General features: G+C 74.5%; 11 protein-coding genes. 10 read left to right on the top strand and 1 reads right to left on the bottom strand.

Annotated features, from left to right (window positions below):
• Positions 1 to 120 precede the first annotated feature (120 nt).
• From HLA93_RS14730 to HLA93_RS14695, 8 genes are all read left to right on the top strand, one after another.
• Positions 121 to 1,716: an ABC transporter substrate-binding protein gene (locus HLA93_RS14730; protein ID WP_222195130.1), complete on the top strand. Its 1,596-nt coding sequence runs from the start codon at positions 121 to 123 to the stop codon at positions 1,714 to 1,716.
• 109 nt (positions 1,717 to 1,825) lie between these two features.
• Positions 1,826 to 2,767 (top strand): ABC transporter permease, encoded by a 942-nt coding sequence (locus HLA93_RS14725; RefSeq protein ID WP_222195129.1) that lies wholly within the window; start codon positions 1,826 to 1,828, stop codon positions 2,765 to 2,767.
• A complete protein-coding gene (locus HLA93_RS14720) occupies positions 2,764 to 4,800 on the top strand; it encodes a dipeptide/oligopeptide/nickel ABC transporter permease/ATP-binding protein (RefSeq protein ID WP_222195128.1) in 2,037 nt (678 codons plus the stop codon). The genes HLA93_RS14725 and HLA93_RS14720 overlap by 4 nt, the downstream gene beginning before the upstream one ends.
• Positions 4,797 to 5,816 (top strand): oligopeptide/dipeptide ABC transporter ATP-binding protein, encoded by a 1,020-nt coding sequence (locus HLA93_RS14715; RefSeq protein WP_222195127.1) that lies wholly within the window; start codon positions 4,797 to 4,799, stop codon positions 5,814 to 5,816. Before HLA93_RS14720 ends, HLA93_RS14715 begins: the two co-directional genes overlap by 4 nt.
• A 41-nt stretch (positions 5,817 to 5,857) precedes the next feature.
• A complete protein-coding gene (locus HLA93_RS14710; RefSeq protein WP_222195126.1) occupies positions 5,858 to 8,506 on the top strand; it encodes a family 78 glycoside hydrolase catalytic domain in 2,649 nt (882 codons plus the stop codon).
• Positions 8,503 to 11,139 carry a glycoside hydrolase family 78 protein gene (locus HLA93_RS14705; protein WP_222195125.1) on the top strand — a complete coding sequence of 879 codons (2,637 nt, stop codon included), beginning with the start codon at positions 8,503 to 8,505 and terminating at the stop codon, positions 11,137 to 11,139. The genes HLA93_RS14710 and HLA93_RS14705 overlap by 4 nt, the downstream gene beginning before the upstream one ends.
• A complete protein-coding gene (locus tag HLA93_RS22090) occupies positions 11,136 to 12,632 on the top strand; it encodes a glycoside hydrolase family 43 protein (protein ID WP_222195124.1) in 1,497 nt (498 codons plus the stop codon). The genes HLA93_RS14705 and HLA93_RS22090 overlap by 4 nt, the downstream gene beginning before the upstream one ends.
• Before the next feature lie 16 nt (positions 12,633 to 12,648).
• Positions 12,649 to 13,494, top strand: coding sequence for a nucleoside hydrolase (locus tag HLA93_RS14695; protein WP_222195123.1), 846 nt, complete (start codon positions 12,649 to 12,651; stop codon positions 13,492 to 13,494).
• A gap of 7 nt (positions 13,495 to 13,501) precedes the next feature.
• Here the strand turns inward: HLA93_RS14695 and HLA93_RS14690 are convergent, their stop codons facing one another.
• On the bottom strand, positions 13,502 to 14,254 hold the full coding sequence (locus HLA93_RS14690) for an SDR family NAD(P)-dependent oxidoreductase (RefSeq protein WP_222195122.1): 753 nt from the start codon (positions 14,252 to 14,254) through the stop codon (positions 13,502 to 13,504).
• A gap of 288 nt (positions 14,255 to 14,542) precedes the next feature.
• On the opposite strand from HLA93_RS14690, the gene HLA93_RS14685 reads away from it, so the two are divergent.
• Positions 14,543 to 16,951, top strand: coding sequence for a glycoside hydrolase family 2 TIM barrel-domain containing protein (locus HLA93_RS14685; RefSeq protein ID WP_222195121.1), 2,409 nt, complete (start codon positions 14,543 to 14,545; stop codon positions 16,949 to 16,951).
• Between the two features lie 75 nt (positions 16,952 to 17,026).
• Positions 17,027 to 17,614, top strand: coding sequence for a DUF1349 domain-containing protein (locus tag HLA93_RS14680; RefSeq protein ID WP_222195120.1), 588 nt, complete (start codon positions 17,027 to 17,029; stop codon positions 17,612 to 17,614).
• Positions 17,615 to 17,652: the final 38 nt, after the last annotated feature.

Genomic DNA, 17,652 nt, shown 5'->3' with positions numbered 1-17,652 from the left:
GCATTGTGCCTGACGTCACCACGAGGCCCGCCGCATCGTTGCCGCCAAGCCGGTTCCCCGGCGCGGCCGATCCCCGGCCGACATGACCCCTCCGTAACGAAGCGAAGGAGCCAGACCGGAATGAACCGATCCAGGACCCGCCACCCCATGGCGCTGCGCCGTCCCACCCTGATGCGGGCCGGTGTCGCCGTCCTGGCCACCGGTGCGCTCACCTCGCTCGCCGCGTGCGGTGGTGGTGGCGAGGGCGGCGGAGGCGCGAGCAGCCAGAGCCCCAGCGACACGCTGGCGATCGGACTGGACTCCGACCCCGCGCCCGCCGGCTACGACCCGCTGCTGTACTCCGATCGGCAGTTCGAGTTCTTCGCGCCGCTGTACGACGCGCTGTTCGTGACCGCCTCGGACGGCAGCATCGAGCCGAGCCTGGTGGCCGAGTCCACCAACAACGAGGACAACACGCAGACCACGCTCACCCTGCGGGACGGCGTCACCTTCGATGACGGCTCCGCGCTCACCGCCGAGCTGGTCAAGGCCAACCTGGACCGGCGCAGCGACCCCGACCTGGAGGCGTACGGCGCGCTCGCCGAGGGCCAGGCGGCCGCCATCACCGACGTCACGGTGCAGGACGAGCAGACCGTCGTGCTCACCTGGGCCCAGCCGCAGGCGACGCCGGAGGCGAACCTCGACGGCACGACCGGCATCATCGTCGGGCCCGCCGGCATCGCCGACCCGGCCTCGCTGGAGACCACCCCCGACGGATCGGGCGCCTACGAGCTCGACGAGGCCGCCACCACCCGGGCCAGCACCTACACGCTCGAGAAGAACGCCGAGCACTGGAACGCCGACGCGTGGGACTACGAAGGCCTCGACTACCGGATCATCACCGACCCGCAGGCGCTGGCGAACGCGCTCGTCTCCGGCCAGGTGGACATCGCCGGCCAGCTCAAGGACAACGCGATCAACCTGGTGGAGTCGCAGCAGAGCATCGTGAGCCAGGGCGGCACGATCGTCGGCTTCCCGGTCACCGACAAGCTCGGCCAGACCAACCCCGCGTTCGGGGAGGAAGCGGCCCGGCTCGCGCTGCTCCAGGCGATCGACCGTGAGTCGCTGGTGAACGACCTCCACCCGGGGGCGCGGCCGACCGTCCAGCTGTTCCCCGAGGAGTCGGCCGGCTTCGACCCGGCGCTGGACGAGGAGTTCGGCTACGACCCGGAGCGCGCACGTGAGCTGCTGGCCGAGGCCGGCTACCCCGACGGCTTCGAGCTGGACATCACCCGGCTCGGCCAGCCCGAGGAGGACCTGGTCGCCATCCAGCAGCAGCTCGCCGAGGTCGGCATCACGCTGAACTTCGTCGCAGCGACGTCGACGGACCAGGTCTTCGCCGCCGTGCGCACCGATCCGGTCCTGTGGGGCCCCTTCGCCGTCGGTGCCAACCCGGAGGGCTTCATCGCCGGCGTCGTCTACGGCGGCTTCATGAACATGCAGGGCGCGCAGGAGCCGGAGGTCGAGCAGGCCCTGGGGGCAGCGCTGGGCTCCACCGGCGAGGCCCAGGACCAGGCCCGGCAGGAGCTCAACCGGGCGCTCGTCGAGAACGGCTGGTTCATCCCGGTCTACGAGGACTTCACGTACTACGGCTACAACGCCGACAAGGTCGCGGAGCCCCCGTTCGCCGGTGCGAACAACTACCTCGTCCTGTCCGACGTCGAACCGGCCGTCTGACGCGGTCTGCACGGGTCGGCGGCCGCGGCCATGCGGCCGCCGACCCACTGCACCGCGGATCCCCGCGGGCAGACGCCCACATCCTCGCCCACGACAAAGGACTCCCGAGATGCTCGCCTACGTCGCCCGGCGGCTGGCCATGGCGGTCGGCACCGTGCTGGCCGCTGTGCTGATCAGCTTCCTGCTGGTCCATGCCACCGACACCTCGCCCGGCGCCGTGCGACTGGGACCGGGCGGCACGCCTGAGCGCATCGCCGCGGAGAACGAGGCGCTGGGGTGGAACGACCCGCTGCACGTCCAGTTCTTCGACTACCTCGGCGGGTTCCTCCAGGGCGACCTGGGGACGTCGCTGGTCAACGGTGGCTCCATCGCCGGCGACCTGGCCGACCGGGTGCCCGTCACCGCCTTCATCGCCCTGTTCGCCACGATCCTCTCCGGGATCGTCGGCGTCGCGCTCGGGGTCACCGCTGCCGTCCGGGGCGGGCGCGTCGGGCAGCTGATCACCACGGGCGCCGGGGTGGCCCTGTCCCTGCCGGTCTTCTGGGTCGGCATCATCCTGGTGTACCTGCTGGCCATCCAGGCCGGCCTGCTGCCGGCCACCGGGTACGTCGCCTTCGCGGACGACCCCGCCGGGTGGTTCCGGAGCCTGACCCTGCCGGTGCTGGCGCTCACCATCGGTGGAGGGGCGATCATCGCGCGCACCGCCAACGCGGGCATGCGTGAGGCCCTCGCCCAGGAGCACATCCGCACGCTGCGTGCGATGGGCACCCCCGAGTGGCGGGTCCGCTACGTGCACGCGCTGCGGTTCGCCAGCGTGCCGGTGGTGGCGGTGCTCGGCATCCAGTTCATCGCCCTGTTCGGCGGCTCGGTGATCATCGAGAACCTCTTCGCCCTGCCCGGTCTGGGGCAGGCCGGCCAGGCGGCGGCCGCCTCCAGCGACTTCCCGGCGTTGGTGGGCGTGGTCGTCGTCGCCACCGTCGTCGTGGTCGTCATCAACCTGCTGCTCGACCTCGTCGTCGCCGTCCTCGACCCGAAGGTGCGTACCGCATGAGCGCCCTCCCGCTCGACGCTGCCGCGAACACCGACCTCGACGCCGGCCGGCCGGGCCGTCCGGGTCGCCCGGGGCGCCGGCTGCCCTACTTCCTGCGCCGCCCGGGTGGCGTGTTCGGCGCCACCTGGCTCGCCTTCGTGGTCCTCGCGTCGCTGACCGCGCCGTGGTGGGTCCCCTACGGCGTGGCCGAGCAGGACCTGTCGAACCGGCTGGCCCTGCCGTCGGCCGACCACTGGCTGGGCACCGACCCGCTGGGCCGCGACCTGCTCAGCCGGATCTTCAGCGCCGGAGCGGAGCCGTTGCTCGCCGCCGGGATCACCGTGCTGGTGGCGTTCGGCATCGGCCTGACCATGGCGCTGATCGCCGCCGAACGCGGTCCCCGGGTCGAGCGGGTCTCCAGCCGACTCGCCGAGGTGCTCCTCGCGCTGCCGTCGACGATCCTGCTGCTGGCGGTGATCGGGGCGATCGGCGTCCGGATCTTCATCGTCATGGCGGTCCTCGGGGTGATGATCTCCGCCGGGGTCTACCGGGTGATGCTGGGCGTGGCGAAGTCGGTCCGCCAGCGGCTCTACGTCGACGCCGCCCGGGTCAACGGGCTGAGCTCGTTGCGGGTGAACCTCGTGCACGTGCTGCCGTCCATGGGCACCGTGGTCGCCGTCCAGGCCGCCCAGCTCTACGGCATCGGCCTGCTCATCGTCGCGGGCCTCGCCTTCCTGGGCTTCGGTCCGGCCGAGCCGCAGCCCAGCTGGGGTTTCATGATCCAGGACGCCTCCTCCTACGTGTTCAGCAACCCGTGGCTGCTGGTGCCCACCGGGGTCGTCCTCGCGCTCACCGTCGTCGCTGCCAACGAGCTCGCCGACGCCATCGCCAGCCGGGGGTCCGTGGCCCGCACGACCGTCCGCCGCCGTCGGTCTCCGGCCCGGGTCGGGGCCACGGGGTCGGCGGACCCCCGCCCCGCCGACCCCGGTGCGGTGCTCGACGTGCGTGACCTGCACATCTCCGTGGACGACGGGCCGGCCCTGGTCACCGGGGTGTCCTTCGCCCTGCAGCCGGGTCGGGTGCTCGGCCTGGTCGGCGAGTCCGGCTGCGGCAAGACCATGACCGCCCGGTCCCTGATGGGCCTGCTGCCGGACGGCGTCTCGGTCTCCGGTGGCTCGATCCGCTGGCAGGGCCGCGAGCTGGTGGGCGTGTCCGAGAAGGACCTCTCCGCCGTCCGCGGCCGGGACATCGCGATGATCTCCCAGGAGCCGATGGTCGCGCTGGACCCGATGTTCTCCGTCGCCTACCAGCTGACCCAGCCGATCCGCCGGTTCCGCGGTGTCGGCCGGGGGGAGGCACGGCAGATCGCCGCCCAGCTGCTCCGCCAGGTGGGCATCGTCGACGGCGAGCGGGTGCTGAAGAGCTACCCGCACCAGCTCTCCGGCGGCATGGCCCAGCGGGTGTGCATCGCGCTGGCGCTCACCGGTGAGCCGCGGCTGCTCATCGCCGACGAGCCGACCACCGCGCTCGACGTCACGGTGCAGGCCGAGATCCTCAGCCTGCTGCGTGCGCTGGTGCGGGACACCGGGCTGTCGGTGGTCATCGTCAGCCACGACCTGGGCGTGGTGGCCGACATCTGCGACGACGTCGCCGTCATGTACGCCGGCACGGTGGTCGAGGACGGCACGGCCGCCGCGGTCCTGGACGAGCCGGCGCACCCGTACACGCAGGCGCTGCTCGCGGCCAACCCGCACGTGGCCGACGGCGAGCCGGTGCCCACCCGGCTGGCCTCCATCGACGGCACCGTCCCCCCGCCCGGTGAGTGGCCGACCGGTTGCCGGTTCGCCAGCCGCTGCCTCTTCGCGCAGGAGCAGTGCACCCAGCGGTTCCCGTCGGTGCCGGCCCACGGATCGGGCTCGGTGCTGTGCACCCGGGTCGAGGAGCTCTCCCGGGCGGACGTCACCTGGATGTCCGCGCCGACCACGGGGCCGGCCGGGCACGAGACCGCCCCGGCCACGGCCCAGCCCGCACCGACCGTTGGAGTGTCCCGATGACCGCCCCTGCCGGAGCTGCTGCCGCGTCGTCCGTCCTGCCGGCTCCCGCGCTCGAGGTGCGGGACCTGGTCGTCCGCTACGGGCGCGGGCGGAAGGCGCGCAGCAGCCCGCCGGCCGTCGACCGGGTCAGCTTCGAGATCGCCCCCGGCGAGACGCTCGGCCTCGTCGGGGAGTCGGGGTCGGGCAAGTCCACGATCGGCAAGGCGGTGCTGGGCCTCCAGCCGCCGTCCGCCGGCACGGTCCGCGTGCACGGGCAGGACATCACCGGCATGTCGCTGCGGGAGCGCAGCCGCCGGGTGGCCGATCTGCGGGTGGTCTTCCAGGACCCGTACTCCTCGCTCAACCCGACGCGGACGATCGGCCAGACCCTGGTCGAGCCGCTGCGGTTGATGGGCGTGACGGGTGCCGAGGCCCTGCAGAGGGCACGGTCCGGGCTGGAGTCCGTGGGGTTGCCCGGGGACGCCGTCGACCGCTACCCGACGCAGTTCTCCGGCGGGCAGCGGCAGCGCATCGCCATCGCCCGGGCGCTGGTCTGCGACCCGAAGGTGATCGTGCTGGACGAGCCGGTCTCGGCACTGGACCTCTCGACCCAGGCGCAGGTGCTCAACCTGCTCGCCGACCTGCGCGACCAGCGCGGCCTGTCGCTGCTGTTCATCGCGCACGACCTGGGTGTGGTGCGGTTCCTGTCGCAGCGCACGGTGGTGCTCTACCGCGGCCAGGTGATGGAGTCCGGCCCGGCCGAGGCGGTGGGCCTGACGCCGCGGCACCCGTACACCCTGGCGCTGACCGCCGCTGCGCCGGTGCCCCGACCGGGCGAGCAGGCTGCCCGGCGCAACGCCCGGGAGGCGGCCGGCTTCGGCGCGGCCAGCACGGCGTCGCCGGGGGCGACCGGCTGCCCGTTCGTGCCGCGCTGCCCACTGTCGACCGACGTCTGCGTCGAGCAGCGCCCGCCGCTGCGGCTCATCGACCAGAGCTCCACGGCCTGCCACCACGCCGAGCGGGTGCCCTCGCTCTGATGCCGAGGCCGGCGCTCCGTTCCACCACCCCGAGAGGCACCATGACCGCGGCACCGCACGCCCTGCGCGTCGAGCACCTGGACGCACCGCTGGGCATCCGCACCACCACGCCACGGTTGTCCTGGTGGCTCCCGGCCGGCGCCCGGGAGCAGCTGGCCTCCCGGATCACCACCGACAACGGCTGGGACACCGGCTGGGTGGACGGCGACCGGAGCCTGCTCGTGCCCTATGTCGGCCCACCGCTGGCCTCCGGGGAGCGGGTGCAGTGGCGGGTGCAGGTGCGCACCGACCTCGGGGAGAGCGAGCCGTCCGCGGCGAGCTGGTTCGAGACCGGTCTGCTGTGGGCCGAGGACTGGCAGGCCTCCTGGGTCGAGCCGGGGGAGATGCCCGCCGGGCCGCCGGGGGAGCGGCCGGCCGCGCTGCTGCGGTACGAGTTCGACGTCGACCGGCCAGTGGTCTCCGCCCGGCTGCACGCCACCGCCCAGGGCGTCTACGAGGCATTCCTCAACGGGACGCGCGCCGGGGACGCCGAGCTGACCCCCGGGTTCACCCAGTACGACGTCCGGCTGCAGGTGCAGACCCTCGACGTCACCGCCGCCGTCCGGCCCGGCCGCAACGCGTTGTCCGTCGTGCTGGCCGACGGCTGGTTCCGCGGCCAGATCGGCATCCTCCGCGCCGCCGACCAGTGGGGCGACCGGCTCGCGCTGCTCGCCCAGCTGCACCTGGTGTACGACGACGGCAGCGTCACCGTCGTCGGCACCGGGCCGGGCTGGCGCAGCGCCGAGGGCCACGTGGTGGCCGCCGACCTGATCGCCGGCGAGCGGGTGGACCTGCGGCGCCTGCCGCGCGGCTGGGACGCCCCCGGCTTCGACGACGCCGCCTGGGCGCCGGTGGGCGTCGTCCAGCACGGCTACGCCGGGCTCGTCGACTCCCCGGCCCCGCCGGTGCGCCGGGTCCAGGAGCTCACCCCGGTGTCGGTGACCCGGCTGCCGAGCGGGGCGCACGTCGTCGACCTGGGCCAGAACGTCAACGGCTGGGTGCGGCTCACCGACCTGGGGCCGGCGAACACCACCCTCACGCTGACCCACGGCGAGTGGCTCGGCCCCGACGGCGACGTCACCACCGACCACCTGGGCCCGGCCGTGCCCTTCCTGCCCGAGCCGCTGCCGGCCGGCCAGGTGGACCAGGTGGTCTCGGCCGGCGTGCCGGGTGAGGTGTTCGAGCCGCGGCGGACGACGCACGGCTTCCGGTACGTACGGATCGAGGGCCACCCCGGCGAGCTCGCCGCCGACGACGTCCGCGGCGTCGTCGTGCACACCGACCTGCGCCGCACCGGCTGGTTCACCTGCAGCGACGAGCGCCTCGACCGGCTGCACGAGGCGGCCGTGTGGAGCCTGCGGGCCAACGCCTGCGATGTCCCCACCGACTGCCCGCACCGCGAGCGCGCCGGCTGGACCGGCGACTGGCAGCTGTTCGTGCCGACCGCCGCGTTCCTGTACGACGTCGCCGGGTTCTCCACCAAGTGGCTGCGCGATGTGGCCGCCGACCAGTGGCCCGACGGCACGGTCGCCAACATCAGCCCGAGCGCCCGGGCCGAGGGGCGGCAGAGCCCGGTCGCCTTCCTGAACGGCTCGGCCGGGTGGGGGGACGCCGCGGTCATCGTGCCCTGGGAGCTGTACCGCGCCTACGGCGACGAGCAGGTGCTGGCCGAGCTCTGGCCGACGATGGTCCGCTGGCTGGACCGGGTCGAGCGGATGGCCCGGGACCAGCGACACCCGCAGCGGGCCGCCCGCCAGCCGGAGCCCGCGCCGCACGAGCAGTTCCTCTGGGACACCGGCTTCCACTGGGGCGAGTGGCTGGTGCCCGGGGAGGACGTCGGCGACTTCGCCGCCTTCGCGGCGGCCGACAAGGGCGAGGTGGCGACGGCGTACTACGCGCACAGCGCCGGCCTGCTGAGCCGGATCGCCGGGGTCCTGGGCCGCCCGGGGGACGCCGACCGCTACGCCGGGCTGGCCGCCGGGGCGCGGGCCGCCTGGCAGGCGGAGTACCTGGACGCCGAGGGGCGGTTGACCTGCGACACCCAGGCCGACCACGTGCGCGCGCTCGCCTTCGACCTGGTGCCGGCCGACCTGCGGTCGGCCGTCGCGGAACGGCTGGTCGAGCTGGTCCGCAAGGCCGCCACCCACCTGGGCACCGGCTTCCTGGCCACGCCGTACCTGCTGCCGGTGCTCGCCGACACCGGGCACCTCGACGTCGCCTACGAGCTGCTGCTCACCGACACCGAGCCGTCCTGGCTGACGATGATCGACCGCGGGGCGACCACGGTGTGGGAGCGATGGGACGGTGTGGACGCCGACGGCGTGCCGCACGAGTCGCTGAACCACTACAGCAAGGGCGCGGTCGTCTCCTTCCTGCACCGGTACGCCGCGGGCATCGAACCGCTGGAGCCCGCGTACCGGCGGTTCCGCGTCCAGCCCCGGCCCGGCGGCGGACTCACCCGCGCCGAGGCCGCGCACGAGTCGCCGTACGGCCGGATCTCCTCCGCCTGGGCCATCGCCGACGGCGTGCTCTCGCTGCGCGTCGTCGTCCCGGCCGGTACGGCGGCCACGGTCGTCCTGCCCGACGGCACCACGTCATCCGCCGGGCCCGGCGAGCACACGTTCACGACCACCCTGGAGCAGCCCGCATGAGCGACCTGACCGTCCTCCCCGTCACCGTCGAGCACCACCGCGAGCCGCTGGGCATCGGCGAGACGCGGCCGCGACTGTCCTGGGTCTCCCGGACCGAGCTCGACGGCTGGCGGCAGGCCGCGTACGAGCTGGAGATCGCACCCGAGGACGGCCCGGCCTGGTCGTCGGGCCGGGTCGGGTCCGACGAGTCGGTGCTCGTGGCGTGGGGAGCGCCGCCGCTGAGCAGCCGGGAGCGGCGCTCGGTCCGCGTCCGGGTCTGGGGCGAGAGCGCCGGTGAGCCGTCGGCCTGGAGCGAGGACACGGTCGTGGAGGCCGGGCTCCTCGGGACCACGGACTGGACGGCGGTGCTCGTCCACCCGGTGCTCCCCGCCGACTCCGGCGACGAGCCGGCTGCGCTGCTGCGCCGGGAGTTCGTGCTGGACCAGCCGGTCACCCGGGCCCGGCTGTACGCCACCGCGCAGGGGGTCTACGAGGCCGAGCTGAACGGGTCGGTCGTCGGCGACCACGTGCTGGCGCCGGGCTGGACCAGCTACCACCACCGGCTGCGCTACCAGACCCACGACGTCACGGCGCTGCTCACCGAGGGCGCCAACGCGCTCGGCGTGCACCTGGCCCAGGGCTGGTTCGCCGGCCCGCTGGGTTTCACCGGCAAACGGGCCTTCTACGGCGACCGGACCGGCGCCTTCGTCCAGCTGGAGGTCGAGCACCCCGACGGCAGCCGCACCGTGGTCACCACCGACGGCTCCTGGCGCTCGGCGCCCAGCCCGCTCACCCGGGCCGGGCTCTACGCCGGTGAGACCTTCGACGCGAGCCGCGAGCTCCCCGGCTGGTCGCAGCCGGCGTTCGACGACAGTGCCTGGACGCCGGTGGAGACCGGGTCGCTGGACGTCACGACGCTGGTGGCCCCGACCGGCCCGCCGGTGCGCCGCACCCAGACCCTGCCGGTCCAGCAGATCAGCACCTCACCGTCGGGGAAGACGCTGGTCGACTTCGGCCAGAACCTGGTCGGCCGCCTCCGGCTGTCGCTGCCGGACGCGCCGGCCGGCACCGAGGTCACCGTCCGGCACGCGGAGGTGCTCGAGGACGGCGAGCTGGGCACCCGCCCGCTGCGCGGGGCGGACGCCACCGACGTCGTCGTGCTGGACGGGCAGGGCCCACGCACCTGGGAGCCGCGCTTCACCTTCCACGGCTTCCGGTACGCCGAGGTGAGCGGCTGGCCGGGGGAGCTGACCGCCGATGACCTAGAGGCCGTCGTCGTGCACACCGACCTGCGCCGCACCGGCACCTTCACGTGCTCCGACCCGGACGTGGAACGGCTGCACGAGAACGTCGTCTGGGGGATGCGCGGGAACTTCCTCGACGTCCCGACCGACTGCCCGCAGCGTGACGAGCGGCTGGGCTGGACCGGCGACCTGCAGGTCTTCGCGCCGTCCGCGTCGTTCCTCTACGACACCACCGGGATGCTCCGCTCCTGGCTGGCCGACCTCGCGGTCGAGCAGCTGGTCGACCACGACGGCATCGTCCCGATGTACGTGCCGTTCCTCCCGCTGCTGCCGTTCCCGCAGCAGGCGGAGGTGGGCTGGGGCGACGCCGCCGTCGTCGTCCCCTGGGTGCTCTACCAGCGCACCGGGGACGCCGGGCTGCTCGTCGACCAGTGGCCGTCCATGACCGCCTGGATCGACGCCTTCGCCGCGCGCGCCGGCGACGCCCTGGACTTCCCCGAGGGCGGGTTCTCCTTCGGCGACTGGCTGGACACGGCGGCCCCGCCGGACAACCCCGCCGCGGCGCGGACCCCCTGGCAGTGCGTCGCCACCGCCTACCTCGCCCGATCGGCCCGCACGGTCGCCCAGGCCGCCGAGGTGCTCGGCCGGGACGGCGCCCGGTTCGCCGACCTCGCCGAGCGCGCGGCCGAGCGGTTCCGGGCCGAGTACGTCTCCCCGAACGGCCGGGTGGCCTACCCGTCGCAGACGGCGTACGCGCTCGCCCTGGAGTTCGACCTGCTCACCCCCGAGCAGCGGGCGCACGCCGGCCGGCAGCTGGCCGACCAGGTGCTGAAGGACGGGTTCCACATCGCCAGCGGCTTCCTCGGCACGCCGCTGGTCACCGACGCCCTGACGAACGCCGGGGAGCTGGCCACCGCCTACGAGCTGCTGCTGCAGCGGGAGAACCCGTCGTGGCTGTACCCGGTGACCATGGGCGCGACGACGATCTGGGAGCGCTGGGACTCCATGCTCCCCGACGGGTCGATCAACCCCGGCGACATGACGTCGTTCAACCACTACGCCCTCGGCGCGGTGGCCGACTGGCTGCACCGCACCGTCGCCGGCCTCGCCCCGGCCGAGCCCGGCTACCGGCGGCTGCGGGTCGCACCGCGGCCCGGCCCCGGCCTCACCTCTGCGGCGGCGACCCACGAGACGCCGTACGGGACGGCGGCGGTCTCCTGGACCCTCGACGGCGCCGAGCTGACCCTGGAGCTGACCGTGCCGCCGAACACGACCGCCGAGGTGTCGCTGCCCGACGGCAGCGCGCCGGTCGAGGTCGGTCCCGGCCGGCACTCGTCCACCCGCACGGTCACCGTCCCGCCGCCGGTGGAGAAGCCGGCGCTGTTCTTCGACCCCGACGACCACCAGTGACGCCGACGCCGGTCGTCCCCGGCTTCCACCCGGACCCCAGCATCTGCCGGGTCGGCGACACCTACTGGATGGTCGTCTCCAGCTTCGAGTACGCCCCGGGCGTGCCGCTGTCCCGCTCCACCGACCTGGTGTCGTGGGAGCAGGTCGGGCACGTGCTGGCCCGGCCGTCGCAGCTGGACGTGTCGGCGGCCCCCGGGTCCGGTGGCATCACCGCGCCGACGCTGCGCCACCACGACGGCCGGTTCTGGATGATCACCACGAACCTGGCCGACGGCGGCTGGCAGACGCTCGTGCACGCCGAGGACCCGCTGGGGGAGTGGTCGGAGCCGGTGCGGCTGACCGAGGTCCGCGGCATCGACCCGGACCTCGCCTGGGACGACGACGGCACGCTGCTGGTCACCTACGCGGGCTTCGACGCCGGTGGGCCCGCGGGGCTGGTGCAGCAGGCCGTCGACCCGGGGACGGGCGCGGCGCTCACCGAGCGGCGGCACGTGTGGCAGGGCACCGGGGGCCGGTTCCCGGAGGGTCCGCACCTGTACCGGATCGGCTCGTGGTGGTACCTGCTGATCGCCGAGGGCGGCACCGAGCGCGGCCACGCGGCGACGATCGCCCGCGGCCCGTCGCCGTCCGGGCCGTGGGAGCCGTGCCCGCACAACCCGCTGCTCACCCACCGCGGCGTCGAGCACCCGGTGCAGAACACCGGCCACGCCGACCTGGTGCAGCGCCCCGACGGCAGCTGGGCGATCCTCTTCCACGGCGTCCGGCCGCGCGGTGCCAGCCCGCAGTTCCACGTCCTGGGCAGGGAGACCTTCGCCGCCGAGGTGGTCTGGGAGGACGGCTGGCCCCGGCTGGGGGAGTGGCTCAGCCCGCCCGCCGGGCCGGTCGCGGTCGAGGAGCTGGCCGGCGCCGGGCTGCCGGTCACCTGGGTGTCGCCGCGCCGGTTCCCCGGCGACCTGCTCACCCGGGGCGAGGGTGGCTGGCGGCTGACCGCCGCGGCAGCCGACCCGGCCTCGGACGACGCGACCTTCGCCGGCCGCCGGCAGGAGCACCTGTACTGCCGGGCCCGGGCGGTCGTGGCCGCGGACGGCGACGGCGTCGGTGGCCTGTCCGTGCGGATGGACCCCCGCCACCGCATCGACCTCCAGGTCGCCGGGGACGTGGTGCAGGCGATCGTCCAGGTCGGCCCGCTCCGGCAGCTGCTGGGTGAGGCCGCCGTCCCGGCCGGGGACGTGGTGCTGGAGATCCGGGCCGTCCCGGCGGAGGGCCACTTCTCCTCCACCGCGCTGGGGCCGGACCAACTGGTCGCCGGGGTCGTGGACGCCCAGGGCGGGTTCACCGAGCTCGGCCGGATCGACGGCCGGTACGTCTCGACCGAGGTGGCCGGTGGGATGACCGGCCGGATGCTCGGCGTCTGGTGCGCGGCCGGGTCGGTCGTCGTGCGCTCGTTCCGCTACTGCGGTGCCGACGACCCGGCCGCCGTCCCCACCGTCTGAGCACTGGAGGAAGCACGTGTCCCTGCGCATCACCCAATGCTGCCGCGTCGTCGTCGACAACGACTGGAACGGTGACCCCGACGGCCTGGTCGCCCTGGCCCACCACCTGCTCAGCGCTGCCAACCGGGTGGTGGCGGTGACCAGCTCGCACCTCAGCCCGCGGTTCGGGCCGCCCGAGGGCACGGCAGCCGCCGGCGCCCGGCGCGCGCAGGAGCTGGTCGAGCTGGTGGGCACCCAGCGGCCGGTGGTGGCCGCCGGGTGCGACGTGCCGATCGGCGGCGGTGACACCTCGTCGGCGGCGGCGGACGCCATCGTCGCCGAGGCGCGGCGGGACGACCCGCTGCCGCTCTTCCTGGTCTGTGCGGGCCCGCTGACCAACGTCGCCCAGGCGCTGCGGCAGGCCCCGGACATCGCCGCCCGGTTGACCCTGGTCTGGGTCGGTGGGGCGCTGGAGGCCGACGCGTTCGAGTACAACCGGGACACCGACGCCGAGGCCGCCCGCGAGGTGCTCGCCCGCGACGACCTGGCGATCTCGCAGTTCCCGCTGGAGACCTACCGGCGCTGCACGTACTCGGTGGCGGAGCTGGAGCAGGACGTGGGCGGCGCCGGGCGGCTGGGTGCCTGGCTGTGGCAGCAGTACGTCGAGCTGCCGGTCCCCGACTTCGTGGAGCAGGGGGAGACCTGGCCGCTCGGTGACAGCCCTCCGGTCCTGGTCACTGCCCTCGACGACGTGGCCTGCACGTGGACGGAGTCCCCGGACCAGCCGGGACGCCGGGTGTGCACCGACGTCGACCTCCGCCTGCTGGTCGCCGACCTGCTCGCCCGGCTCCGGCTGCACGAGCGCCGGAGCCGGGAGGCCTGAGCACGGCTCAGAGGGTGGTCATGCCGCCGTCGACGGCGAAGGTCGCGCCGGTGGCGAACGCCGACTCGTCGCTGGCGAGGAACACCATCACGCCCTCGAGGTCGCCGGTCGTGCCGGCCCGGCCCATCGGGATCCGGCCGACGATCGCGGCGCGCGCCTCCGGGTCGTCGGCGATGGTGCTGACCAGCCCGGTCTCGGTGTAAGGCGGCACCACGGTGTTCACCCGGATGCCGCGGCGGGCGTAGGCGGCGGCGACCGTGCGGCCCAGTCCGTGCATCCCGGCCTCGGACGAGGCGTAGGCGGTGAACTCGGCGCCCTCGCCGCGGACCGCGGTGGGGCTGCCGGTCAGCACGATCGAGCCGCCGCCGACCGTCAGCATCCCCCGGACGGCGTGCTTGATGGTCAGGAAGGCGCCGGTCAGGTTGACCTCGTGGGTGCGCCGCCAGACGTCGAGGTCCAGATCGGCGACCTCGGCGTCCTGCCCGAACAGCTGCACCCCGGCGTTGACCACCACGACCTCGGGCACCCAGCCGTCCGCGGCCAGTGCGGCGAAGCCACCGGCGACGCTGTCCTCGTCGGTGACGTCCATCGGCACGGCCCGCCCGCCCGACGCCGCGGCGGCCGCCTCGGCACCGGCGGCGTCCCGGTCGGCGTAGACCACCCGCGCCCCCTCGGCGGCGAACCGGTCGGCCACCGCCCGCCCGATGCCCGCTGCGGCTCCGGTCACCAACGCCGTCTTCCCTGCCAGTCGCCCAGTCATGGGACGAGTCTGCCCAGCGCCGGCACCGCAGGCGCCCACCGTGCCGGTCACCGGCAGCCCGGTCCCACCGGCGGCCCGACCACCCGGGCGGCGTCCTGCCTTGCTGTCCAATGGCAAGGACCTCGCGGTGGTGACGGTGGTCACCGACGATCGAGGGTGCGCGGGTGCCCGCGGCGATCCAGCAGACGGCCGATCGCCGGTAACGCCGGCCCCGCGCGGGCATGGGGCGCTCCAGCCAGGACGCCATCCGTCGCGTGCTGACCTCGTTCCCCACTCGAGAGGGCAGCCATGCGCCGCACCCCGTTCACCACCGGCTGGCAGTTCCGGCCGCACGCCAACTCCTTCGCCGAGATGCACGGTGCCGCCCAGCCGTGGCGGGACGTCGTGCTCCCGCACGACGCGACCCTCGGCCAGCCGCGCGATGCCGAGCACGGCCCCGGCGCGGGCTACTTCCCGCCCACCGCCGTGGACTACCGGGCGGTGTTGCCGGTGACCGGCGACGACCGCGACCAGGTGCTCGCCCTGCACTTCGAGGGCGTGTACCGCTCGGCTCGGGTGCTGGTGAACGGTCAGCTCGCCGCCACCTGGTCATCGGGCTGGACCGAGGCCGTCGTCCCGCTGGCCGACCACCTCCGGTACGACGGGACCGACGAGGTCCGCGTGCTGTGCCGGGCCGGCAGGGACGCCCGCTGGTACGCCGGCGCCGGCATCCACCGTCCGGTGCACCTGCTGCGCGGCCCGCTGGTGCACCTGGCCGCCGACGGTGTCCGGGTGGTCACCGAGGAGCTCGACGGCTCGCGCGCCGTCGTCTCGGTCGCCTCGACCGTCGTGCACGCCGGGCGGGGACTGGCCAGCCGGACCCTGCGTGTCCGGCTGGTCGACGACGCCGGGGCCGTGGTGGCCGAGGCCGTCTCGCCGGTCACCGTGCTGCCGGGGGAGCCCGCGGTCGTCCGCCAGCGGCTGCTGGTGGCCGACCCGGCGCCGTGGAGCCCGACGTCGCCGCGGCTGCACACCGTCGAGGCGGTGCTGCTCGACGGCGACGTCGAGACCGACGTCGAGACGGTCACCACCGGCCTGCGAAGCCTGTCCCTGGACCCCGAGCGGGGACTGCGGATCAACGGCCAGACGGTGCTGCTGCGCGGGGCGTGCGTGCACAGCGACAACGGCGTGCTGGGCTCGGCAGCGATCGGCCGGGCCGACGAACGTCGGGTGGAGCTGCTGGCGGCGGCCGGGTTCAACGCACTGCGCAGCTCGCACAACCCGATGAGCCGGGCGATGCTCGCCGCCTGCGACCGGGCCGGCGTGCTGGTGATGGACGAGCTCACCGACACCTGGACCCACGGCAAGTCCATCGAGGACGACGCCGGTCACTTCGCCGGCACCTGGCGGTCCGACGTCGCCTCCATGGTCCGGCGCGGGGCCAACCACCCCAGCATCGTGCTGTGGTCCATCGGCAACGAGATCCCCGAGGTGTCCGACCCGCACGGCGCGCTGTGGTCGCGCCGGCTGGCCGAGGCCGTCCGCGCCGAGGACCCCACCCGGTTCGTCACGAACGGGGTCAACGCGATGCTGGCCGTCATCGAGGAGGCCCGGGGCCCCCAGGCAGCCGAGCTGGGCATCAACACGATGCTCACCGACATGGGCGAGTTCATGGACCACCTGTCGGCCACCGAGCTGGTCGCCCGGCGCACGGAAGAGTCCTTCGACGTGCTCGACGTCGCCGGGATGAACTACATGGAGGCCCGGTACGCGATCGACCGGGAGCGGTTCCCGCGCCGGGTGATCGTGGGCTCGGAGACCTTCGCCACCAAGATCGACCGGCTCTGGCGACTGGTCCAGGATCACCCGCACGTCATCGGTGACTTCACCTGGACCGGCTGGGACTACCTCGGCGAGGCCGGCATCGGCCGGGTCGCCGACAGCGAGGACCCGGCCGCCGGCGGCCTCCACGGGCACTTCCCGTGGCTGCTGGCCTGGTGCGGCGACCTCGACATCACCGGGCACCGCCGGCCGGCGTCCTACTACCGGGAGACCGTGTTCGGGCTGCGCACCGCACCGGCGATCGCCGTCGTCCGGCCCGAGAGGTCGGGGCGGGAAACGGTCTCGACGCCGTGGGCGTGGGCGGACTCGGTGGCCGACTGGGCCTTCACCGGTGCCGAGGGCGTCCCGCTGGCCGTCGAGGTCTACAGCGACGCCGAGGAGGTGGAGCTGCTGCTGGGCAACCGGTCGCTGGGCACCGCCCCGGTGGGGGAAGCGCACCGGTTCCGGGCGGAGTTCACCGTGCCGTGGGCCGCGGAGGACCTGGTGGCCGTGGCCCGCACGGGTGGCGCGGAGACCGGGCGCACGGTCCTGCGGCCGGCGTCGGGACCGGTCGGGCTCGTGGCCACCACCGACCGCACGGCCCTGCGGGCCGACGACGCAGACCTGGCCTTCGTCGCGATCGCGCTCACCGACGCCGTCGGGACCGTCGCACTCGGGGTGGACCGAGAGGTCACGGTGGCCGTCGAGGGGGCGGGCACGCTGGCCGCGCTGGGCAGCGCGGCGCCGGCGACGGCGGAGTCCTACCTCGACGCCGTGCACACGACCTTCGACGGCCGGGCGCTCGCCGTCGTCCGCCCGACCGGCGCGGGGACCATCACCGTGACGGCGTCGGCCGACGGCTGCGCCCCGGTCACGGTGACGGTCGAGGCCCGCTGACGCGCGTGCCGTTGCGGTGTCCCGTCCCGTGACACCGCGACGGGGCAAGCCTCGACGCGCGGCTACCGTGCCGGCATGACGGACGACGGCAGCGGGGTCCGGCCGTGGGGCACGGGCACCTGGACGACACCGCCGGTCGCGGCGACCGAGGACGGGTCCGACCTGGTGGTCACCGCAGCGGAGGGCAGCGACGCCTGGCGGCACACCTCCTACGGCTTCGTGCACGACGACGCCCACGCGCTGCTGGGCCCGCTGGACGGCGCAGTCGAGGTGACCTTCGACGTCGACTTCGACCAGCAGTTCGACCAGGCCGGGCTGATGCTGCGGGCGGGTGCTGAGACCTGGCTCAAGGCCGGCGTCGAGTTGTCTGACGGGTCGCCGCAGGTCGGCGCCGTGGTCACCCTGGGTCGGTCGGACTGGTCGGTGGCGCCCGTGCCGGACTGGGCCGGCCGCCGGGTCACGGTGCGGGCCAGCCGGTACGGCGACGCGGTCACCGTCCGGGCGCGGGTGGACGACGAGCCGTTCCGGCTGGTCCGGGTCGCCTGGTTCCCGCCGGACGCCGAGGTGCAGGCCGGGCCGTACTGCTGCGCCCCGACCCGGGCCGGCCTCGTCGTCCGCTTCCGGCGCTGGGCGACCGGCCCCGCCGACGCCGCCCTGCACTGACGCACCTCCCACTGGATGGCATCCGCGGCGACGCGGGC

Source organism: Modestobacter italicus (genome assembly GCF_019799965.1).
Lineage (GTDB): Bacteria > Actinomycetota > Actinomycetes > Mycobacteriales > Geodermatophilaceae > Modestobacter > Modestobacter italicus_A.
The sequence above is the reverse complement of the archived record's forward strand: the minus strand, read 5'-3'. Positions and strand labels throughout refer to the sequence as shown.